General features: G+C 46.4%; 9 protein-coding genes. 6 read left to right on the forward strand and 3 right to left on the reverse strand.

Annotation, left to right across the window (positions count from 1 at the left end):
• Positions 1-73: 73 nt before the first annotated feature.
• The 6 genes from porG to murI all read left to right on the forward strand — a co-directional run bounded on the left by porG (position 74) and on the right by murI (position 6,583).
• Entirely contained in the window at positions 74-760 is a 687-nt protein-coding gene (gene porG, locus ACM9J1_RS11905; RefSeq protein ID WP_415582270.1) for a type IX secretion system protein PorG, read from the forward strand.
• The gene (locus ACM9J1_RS11910) at positions 761-1,501 is read left to right on the forward strand and encodes an isoprenyl transferase (RefSeq protein ID WP_415582271.1); all 741 of its coding nucleotides are present in this window, start codon (positions 761-763) and stop codon (positions 1,499-1,501) included.
• The gene (bamA, locus tag ACM9J1_RS11915; protein ID WP_415582272.1) at positions 1,473-4,160 is read left to right on the forward strand and encodes an outer membrane protein assembly factor BamA; all 2,688 of its coding nucleotides are present in this window, start codon (positions 1,473-1,475) and stop codon (positions 4,158-4,160) included. Before ACM9J1_RS11910 ends, bamA begins: the two co-directional genes overlap by 29 nt.
• Positions 4,161-4,194: 34 nt before the next feature.
• Positions 4,195-5,211: an OmpH/Skp family outer membrane protein gene (locus ACM9J1_RS11920; RefSeq protein ID WP_415582273.1), complete on the forward strand. Its 1,017-nt coding sequence runs from the start codon at positions 4,195-4,197 to the stop codon at positions 5,209-5,211.
• Positions 5,212-5,243: 32 nt separating this feature from the next.
• Positions 5,244-5,744, forward strand: a complete 501-nt coding sequence (locus tag ACM9J1_RS11925) for an OmpH/Skp family outer membrane protein (protein WP_415582274.1) — start codon at positions 5,244-5,246, stop codon at positions 5,742-5,744.
• Between the two features lie 62 nt (positions 5,745-5,806).
• Positions 5,807-6,583 carry a glutamate racemase gene (gene murI, locus ACM9J1_RS11930; protein ID WP_415582275.1) on the forward strand — a complete coding sequence of 259 codons (777 nt, stop codon included), beginning with the start codon at positions 5,807-5,809 and terminating at the stop codon, positions 6,581-6,583.
• Here the strand turns inward: murI and ACM9J1_RS11935 are convergent, their stop codons facing one another.
• The 3 genes from ACM9J1_RS11935 to ACM9J1_RS11945 form a co-directional block, all read right to left on the reverse strand.
• Positions 6,584-7,099, reverse strand: a complete 516-nt coding sequence (locus ACM9J1_RS11935; RefSeq protein WP_415582276.1) for a gamma carbonic anhydrase family protein — start codon at positions 7,097-7,099, stop codon at positions 6,584-6,586.
• 47 nt (positions 7,100-7,146) lie between these two features.
• Positions 7,147-8,145 carry a PorP/SprF family type IX secretion system membrane protein gene (locus tag ACM9J1_RS11940; protein ID WP_415582277.1) on the reverse strand — a complete coding sequence of 333 codons (999 nt, stop codon included), beginning with the start codon at positions 8,143-8,145 and terminating at the stop codon, positions 7,147-7,149.
• A gap of 6 nt (positions 8,146-8,151) precedes the next feature.
• Positions 8,152-8,784 (reverse strand): T9SS type B sorting domain-containing protein (locus tag ACM9J1_RS11945; protein WP_415582278.1); only part of this gene is annotated, 633 nt, incomplete at its 5' end.

An 8,784-nucleotide genomic window follows, 5' to 3' on the forward strand; every position in this document is an offset into this window, starting at 1 on the left:
AGGCGAATATTAATTGCCGATAGTGGCTGATTCCTAGCCATAATTGTTATATTTGCACGCTATTTTGAACCCGATGCGCAGACACATATTTTGTCTCTTTTTTTTGCTGACCCTGAGCGGTGTAAAAGCTCAGATTAACGAGCTTGGTATTTTCATGGGCGGCGGCAATTACATTGGCGATATCGGCCCAACAGACTATATCAAGCCTAACGAATTGGCCTTTGGCGCGATGTACAGATGGAACAGAAGCCCGAGGCACTCATGGCGTTTCTCTTTGGTTCATTCCAAAATTACCGCCCGAGATGGTGAATCGGACGTTCCGGGAAGGTTTCAGCGAAATTTGGATTTTGAGAACTCCGTCACAGAATTCTCGGCCGGTCTGGAATTCAGTTTTTTCGACTTTAACCTTCATGAATTGGAAAAGCAATTTACGCCGTATGTATATACGGGATTGTCTTACTTTATTTACGACGAGAAATATTATGGCAGCGAACGTTCTGCCGTAAAAGATTATACCGATTCAAAAGTTGCCATTCCCATGATAGTAGGGGTTAAAACGAACATTTTTCCGCATTGGGTTCTTGGCTTCGAAGTAGGTGCGCGTTACACGTTCACCGACAATTTGGACGGCACCAATCCTGAAAACGACAACCTTTCATTTTCACGGATAGGAAACCTGAACAGTAAAGACTGGTATGTATTTACTGGCTTTACGCTTACCTATACTTTCACTGAAAAACCTTGTTATTGCGCTGATTAAATGGGATTGATAAATACGCTCGACAAAAACCGCATGCCGCAACACCTCGCCATCATCATGGACGGCAATGGCCGTTGGGCGAAAAAGCAAGGCATGCTGCGCGTCTTCGGACATGAAAACGGAGCAAAATCAGTCCGGGTAACCGTGGAAGCGTGTGCGAGACTCGGCATCGCGAACCTGACGCTCTATGCATTTTCTACTGAAAACTGGAATCGTCCGCAACCGGAAGTAAAAACGCTGATGAAACTTTTGGTGAGTTCGCTGAAGAAAGAAATCAAGACGCTACAGGAGAACGATATCCGTTTGAATTGCATCGGCAATATCGGGATGCTTCCCAAGACTGCACAAGCGCAGTTGCAAGAGGTCATCGACAAGACAAAATCGAACACCAGGATGACCTTGACCCTGGCGTTAAGTTATGGTTCAAGAGAAGAAATTTTGCAGGCAATCCGCGCCATTGCTGATAAAGTTAAAAATAATATAATTTCAATTGACGATGTTGGCGAATCGATTATTAATCAACATCTTTACACGCACAATTTACCGGACGTAGACCTGTTGATCAGAACCAGTGGCGAGCATCGGGTAAGCAATTTCCTGCTGTGGCAGATTGCTTATGCCGAGCTTTATTTTACTGACATCTTGTGGCCCGATTTCAGGGAAGAAGACCTCTATAAAGCCATCGCCGATTATCAGAAACGCGAACGTAGATTTGGAAAGACCAGTGAACAAATTAAATAAACTATTTGTGTTGAATTCATACACCAAAATACTTCTGGGAATCTTGTTTCTCGGGAGTATTTTTAAAGTAAATGCCCAAGACCGGATTCCTTTTGACCAAGGAACGCAATACATCCTCGCCGACGTTGACGTCACCGGAAAAATCAGCTTCAATAAACAAACCGTCGTTACTTTTGCAGGTCTTGAAAAAGGCCAGACCATTACCGTTCCGGGTGAAGAAATCAGCAACGCCATCAAGAAATTGGGCAAACTGGGGCTTTTCAGCGACATCGACTTCTACGTCAACCGCATATCCAACGACAGCATCTGGCTGGAACTCAACATCAACGAACTTCCCAAACTCAGCGAAGTCAAAATCGTCGGCATCAAGGAAAGCAAGACCGAACAGCTCATCAAGGACAACAGCCTGACCAAGGGCAAAGTTGTCAACGAAAACCTGATCACGACCACCAAAAATTACATCGAGAACAAGTACAAAAAAGACGGTTACTTCAACACGAAAGTAAACATTGCCACTTTTCCCGATACTTTAGCCGGCAACAACGTCAAAATGCTCGTCAGCATCGATCGCGGCAAAAAACTGAAAATCAGCAGCATCGATTTCACCGGCAATGAGAAATTCTCCGACGCCAAGTTGCGCAGTTTCATGAAAAACACCAAGCAACGCAACGTCATCCGGGTGTTCAAGAAATCGAAATTCATCCGCGACAACTACAAGGAAGACCTGGTAAAAATTGTCGACAAATACAAAGAGAAGGGCTACCGCGATGCGCGAATCGTCTCTGACTCGGTTGCGTACGACAAGAAAAAAGACATGCTCGCCATCAAGATCAACGTCGAAGAAGGCCGTAAATATTATTTCGGGAACATCAAATTCCTAGGAAACACAGTGTATCCGGACGCGGCGTTGCAACGACTGCTCGGCATCAAGAAAGGCGACGTTTACAATGGTGTTGAACTCCAGAAACGCATCGCCGACAAGACAAAACCCGACGCTGAAGACCTCACCAACCTTTATCAGAACAACGGCTATCTCTTCTCGAACATCAATGCCGTAGAAGTGAAAACCGAAAACGACACTATCGATTTTGAAATCCGCGTCATTGAAGGGCCAATCGCCTATTTCAATAAAATTACCGTTGTAGGCAACGACAAAACGCATGACCGTGTCATTTATCGCGAATTGCGGACGAAACCCGGACAGAAATACAGCAAGGAAGACGTCGTGCGGACAATCCGCGAAATCGGACAAATGGGCTTTTTCGACCCTGAAGCCATCGATCCGAAGTTCAAGAATGTAGATGCCGCGGCCGGAACGGTTGACATCGAATACAACCTTGTAGAAAAAGGTTCTAGCCAGATTGAATTGCAAGGCGGTTATGGCGGCGGCGGGTTTATTGGCACGCTCGGCCTGTCGTTCAATAACTTCTCGATGCGAAACCTATTCAACAAGGACGCGTACAGGCCATTACCAATGGGCGACGGACAAAAAGTGGCACTACGCCTGCAAGGAAGTTCGTATTTCCAGACGTACAGCCTGCAGTTCTCCGAGCCTTGGTTCGGCGGTAAAAAGCCCGTGCAGTTCAGCACATCGCTTTCTTACAGCAAGCAATTCCTCAACAATTTCAATACAAACGATGTTGACCGCAGTAAGAGTTTTAACATTTTAACGCTTTCGGTTGGCTTGGCGAAAAGGCTAACCGTGCCCGACGATTCATTCGTGTTTTCAAATTCTCTATCGTTCCAGTACTATGATTTGAACAATTACAACACAGGATTGTTCACCTTTGGCGACGGTTCTTCGCGGAACTTTGCGTACACTATTGGCCTGAGCCGAAACAACAAAGGCGTTAACCCGATATTCCCGACATACGGTTCTGAATTCAGCATTTCGGCCAAATTCACGCCGCCCTATTCGTTGATCAATGGCGTTGATTATGCCAACTTGGAAAACCTTCCGGAATACAAGCTGAAAAATAAAGGAAGTGGTTATTTTGACGACAACGATAACTTCGTCAATCCAGGCGACTTTATAGATGAAGACGGCAACTTATCAGATGCCACGAATGCGGCTCCGGACCAAAGCAAAATCGACCAGAAAAAATTCAACTGGCTGGAATATTATAAAATAAAATTCAAAGCTGATTGGTTTACCAAAATTTATGGTAAATTAGTGCTCCGTTCTTTGGGTGAATTCGGGTTCTTGGGCGCGTATAATCAAGACCGCGGCCTGGTTCCGTTCGAAAGGTTTTTCTTGGGTGGCGACGGATTGGCCAACTTTTCACTCGATGGCCGCGAAGTCATCGGCCTGAGAGGTTATCCGAACCAATCGCTCACCCCAACCGACAGCCAGGGCGCGCAAAATGGCGCTACGGTGTACAATAAATTCTCTCTGGAGTTGCGTTATCCGTTGACATTGAAAGCAGCGGCGTCAATTTATGCCTTGACGTTTCTGGAAGCAGGTGCAGCGTACGATTCGTTTAAGGAATACAATCCTTTCGTGTTACAACGCTCGGCCGGTTTCGGGCTCCGGGTGTTTATGCCGGCGTTCGGATTGCTCGGTATCGATTTCGGATACGGTTTCGATCCTCGTCCGTTGCCTGGCTTGACAAAGCCGAACGGATGGGAAACCCATTTCATCATCGGACAACAATTTTAAAATGTATGGCATGATATTTTCTAGCGCAAAAAATATGAAGAGACTTCTTTTCTTGTTGTTTGTCGTGTCTTTTACGACAGCTTCCGCCCAGCGAGGCGTTAAAATTGGCTACATTGACATGGAATACATTCTCCAGAATGTCCCTGATTACGCCGAAGCAAATAACCAATTGGAGCAGAAAGCCGCTAAATGGAAACAGGAAATTGAAGTTAAAAAGAATGACGTCCAGAAACTCAAGGATGCATTAGACACCGAAAAGGTGTTGCTCACCAAAGAACTTATCGAAGAACGCGAAGAGGAAATCAAATTCCAGGAAACGGAATTGCTCGATCTCCAGCAAAAGCGTTTTGGCCCAACCGGCGATCTGATGACGCAAAAAGCAACGCTCATCAAGCCGATCCAAGATCAAGTCTTTACAGCTGCACAAGACATTGCCGAAGCCAAGAAGTTTGACTTCATCTTTGACAAATCATCAGACATGACGATGCTTTTCGCGGCCAAACGATTTGACATCAGCGATCAAGTGCTTCGCGTATTGACACGCGCTGCCAACCGAGAGCAAAAATCTAAAAAACAACTCGAACAAGAAGCCAAAAAAGAAGCGCTGGAAGACATGCAGGACGAGAATCCCGCCATGGCAGAAAGGCAACGTATTCTCGACGAGAAAAAAGCAGCCCGCGAAAAGTTACAAGCAGAAAGGCAAGCAGCCGCAGAGCAACGTAAAAAGGATGCGGAGGCCAAGCGCGCCCAACTGAAAGCAGAAAAAGAAGCCAAGAAAAACGGCACAACACCGCCGACAAACACGGATACACCGAAGACAGAAGGCGACACAGCGAACCCTGCCAAACCTGCAGACGACGCACCGAAAACTACCGCGGAAGACAAAAAGAAAGCGGCACAAGAGGAACGCGCAAAAATATTGGCCGACCGCAAGAAAGCGCAAGATGAACGACGGGCGAAAATTTTGGCGGACCGCGAAGCGGCAAAACAAGCCAAGCAATCCGGTAAGACCAATGACTCTGTCCCGGCCAGCCCTTCGAACGGAAAATAATAATACTAAATACTTAATTAATACTTTACACGATGAAACAATTGAAGACTTTACTAATCGCTACTGTTCTCTTTTTTGGCGTAAACCAAGCCGCACAGGCGCAAGCGAAAGTTGCACACGTAGACATTAGTGAAATAATGGGCAAGATGCCGGCTATGATCGACGCGCAAAAACAGCTCGAAAAACTGAGCACGACTTATGACGCCGATTATAAAACGATGGTGGACGAATTCCAAGCCAGGGTTAAAAAATATGACGCAGAGCAAGCGACCGTTTCAGATAAAATGAACGAAGAGCGCGCGAAAGAAGTACAAGATATGCAAAAGAGGATTGTTGACTTCAGGGACAACGCCCAAAAGGAACTGCAGAAGAAAGAACAGGATTTGACCAAACCTTTGTATGACAAAATCCGGGCTTCTATCCAGAAGGTCGGAAAAGCGAAAGGCTTTCAATACGTGGTTAACGCGGACCAATTGCTGTTGGCCGACGGACCGAACATCACAGTTGACGTGAAAAAAGACCTCGGTTTTTAAAAAACACAAAACCAACATGAACTGCCCTATTTCAGGGCAGTTTTTTTTTACTTTTGTTTGAGATGACAAACAACAATCCGATAGGCTTATTTGATTCCGGTGTGGGCGGCACCTCCATCTGGCGGGAAATCCACAACCTGATGCCCAACGAAAACACGATTTATTTGGCCGACAGTAAAAACGCACCGTACGGTTTGCGCCCCAAAGAAGAAATCGTGGCACTGAGCATGAAGAACACGGAGTTCCTTTTGGATATGGGCTGCAAAATCATCGTCGTGGCATGCAACACGGCCACGACCAATGCCATAAAAGAACTTCGCTCAAAGTATGATGTTCCCTTCATCGGGATTGAACCGGCCATCAAGCCCGCTGCAAACAACTCGGCAACCCAAACCATCGGGATATTAGCCACAAAGGGAACGCTGAGTAGCGAACTCTTCAATAAAGCGGTAGAAATCTACCAACACACGAAAATAGTCGAACAGGTAGGCCACGGCTTGGTGGAACTGATTGAATCCGGGCAAATGGACGCTCCGGAAATGGACACGCTGTTGCGGAGTTATCTCAACCCGATGATTGCCGCGAACATTGACTATTTGGTTTTGGGTTGCAGCCACTACCCATATTTGATTCCGAAAATAAAAAAAATCATCCCTGAGCAAGTGAAGATCATCGACTCAGGTGAAGCCGTCGCACGGCAGACACAACATATTCTACGCGAAAAAGTGGGCTTGGCTTCCAACCGAAAAGGAAGCGCGGTATTCTATACCAATTCGGACCAAAAAGTGCTTTCCTCGTTGCTCAATAACGAGTATCAAGTAATCAAAAAAGACTTCTGATTATTCCTTGAACCAACTAGAATACATGACGTAATTGTTGGAAATCCTTGCAATCTCCCCGGCAAATTCAGATTGGTCAATATCCTTGACTTTTCGGGCCGGAATACCCGCATAAATACTTCCGGATTCCACGCGTGTATTTTGTGTCAGTACAGCTCCTGCTGCCACGATAGAATTGCTTTCCACGACGCAGTTGTCCATTACGATGGCGCCCATACCAATCAATACATTGTCGTGAATCGTACAACCGTGCACTATGGCATTGTGCCCTATCGACACGTTATTGCCGATAGTCGTTGGGTGCTTTTGATAGGTGCAGTGGATGATGGCGCCGTCCTGTACATTGACCTTGTTGCCCATTTTTATAAAGTGGACGTCACCGCGCAAAACCGCATTGAACCAAACACTACAAGAATCGCCCATGGTTACGTCGCCTACGATTGTAGCATTCTCGGCGATATAGCAACTGGTGGGAATCGTCGGTGATTTACCGTTCACAGATTTGATCAGCGTCATAAAAAAGAAGTCCCGATGTGTATCGGGACTGGAATTGATTACATTGATTAGTTAATGGCAGGACAGTTACACTCGTACTTGTCTGGCTGGCAGAACAAGTTGATCCCCAGTGTAATCTGGTGAAAGCCACCATTATCGAACTTTACATCGCCCAGCAACGATGAATAAGTGTAAGCAAACATAAAGTTCTTATAGTTAACACCCACAATTGGGGTAATATATTGTAACCTTTGGTCGGATATGCTGTTGCCATCGACGTACTGTGCACCATCCAAACTCCTGCGATAAGACAAACCGCCCCAGAGCGTTCCGAACTCCAATTCCTTATAGGCTTTGAGGTTGATGTCTACAGTCTTTTCTTTTGTCTGGCTAACGAGTTGTAACAATACTGATGGCTCCAAAAGTACCTTTTCTTTGTCGCCAAAGGTATATCCCAAACTCAGGAGAAACTTCCTAAGGTTGTCGCTCTCAATTTCAGAATATATCTTGCGCTTATTGGCCAATACATTCTTCACCGTGAAGTGTGCGTAAAAATCCAGAAAGTTGTAGGACGCACCAATGTCTAAGTTGAAGTAAGAAGCCTTTTGCTCAATAGTTCCGTCAACGTTCGGGTCGAAATCACCTGAATTCAAAAACTCAGTTTCATCGAGTAAACTTTGAACAAAACCCGCGCTCATACCAAACGACAACTGATTAAGGTCAATCGCATCCCGTGAAAACATAATGTGGTGCGCGTATGACAATTGCACGCCTTTCTGCGAATGATATCCATTACGGTCATTGAGAAAGATGATGCCCAAACCGTCGCGATCTGACACACGCCCATTAAAACTCAATGTTTGAAACGCAGGCGCATCTTCTTGCCCAAACCATTGTTGCCTCGCGGTCAACCTCAACTTCGCGCAACTTGCAGCGCCAGCCATTGACGGGTGAAGTAGGTAATAGTTGTCAGTTAAATAATCCGAATAAACCGGAACGCCTTCCTGCGAAAATGATAATTGGGTGATGAGTAACAGCAATAATAGGTAACTCTTTCTAAGGTTCATGTGGGGTTATCTTTTTAATGAGAAATGCGCTCTAAATTCTTTCGTTATAACGGACGTGCTATTCAATTCATTGTACTCTACAGAGAACCAGTAATCAGTAGATGGCAACGGTTGTCCGTTGAATGTACCATCCCAACCTAAGCCGTTTGGCGCAATCTGTTTCACTAGTTTTCCATAGCGGTCAAATATATAAATTTTTGCACTATCATCCAACCCAGTTATTTTCCACGTATCATTGATGCCATCGCCGTTCGGGGTGAAGAACCTCGGGTAATCGATGGTCTGTATGCCGCCGATGGTAATCGAGTCGCAATGGTCTGCGCCATCGCCCTCCATGTCGTAGACCGTCACGGTATGGATGCCCGGAGGCACATCGGTGAAGATGCCCCCGTTGTCCAGGATCGGGCCGTCGTCGAGCTGGTAATGGTAGGTGCCGTAGCCCTGCACCGTAACGATGATCGTCTGGTCCTGGGCGAAGGCGTTGCTCACCGTATAGCCGCTGGTGTCCGCCGCTATCGAGGCCGGGCCGGCCTGCACCACCGTGAAGGTGTCAGACACCGAGACGCAGCCCAGGGCCGTGGTCGCCCTCACCGAATAATCCCCGAAGCCCGCCGGATCGGTGATGGTGTAGGTGGATCC

Source organism: Flavobacterium longum (genome assembly GCF_965137575.1).
Taxonomy (GTDB): Bacteria; Bacteroidota; Bacteroidia; order Flavobacteriales; family Flavobacteriaceae; genus Flavobacterium; species Flavobacterium longum.

Coding starts and splice junctions, on each gene's coding strand:
- porG (WP_415582270.1), top strand. CDS start 74: ATGCGCAGACACATATTTTGTCTCTTTTTTTTGCTGACCCTGAGCGGT.
- ACM9J1_RS11910 (WP_415582271.1), top strand. CDS start 761: ATGGGATTGATAAATACGCTCGACAAAAACCGCATGCCGCAACACCTC.
- ACM9J1_RS11920 (WP_415582273.1), top strand. CDS start 4,195: ATGAAGAGACTTCTTTTCTTGTTGTTTGTCGTGTCTTTTACGACAGCT.
- ACM9J1_RS11925 (WP_415582274.1), top strand. CDS start 5,244: ATGAAACAATTGAAGACTTTACTAATCGCTACTGTTCTCTTTTTTGGC.
- murI (WP_415582275.1), top strand. CDS start 5,807: ATGACAAACAACAATCCGATAGGCTTATTTGATTCCGGTGTGGGCGGC.
- ACM9J1_RS11935 (WP_415582276.1), bottom strand. CDS start 7,099: ATGACGCTGATCAAATCTGTGAACGGTAAATCACCGACGATTCCCACC.
- ACM9J1_RS11940 (WP_415582277.1), bottom strand. CDS start 8,145: ATGAACCTTAGAAAGAGTTACCTATTATTGCTGTTACTCATCACCCAA.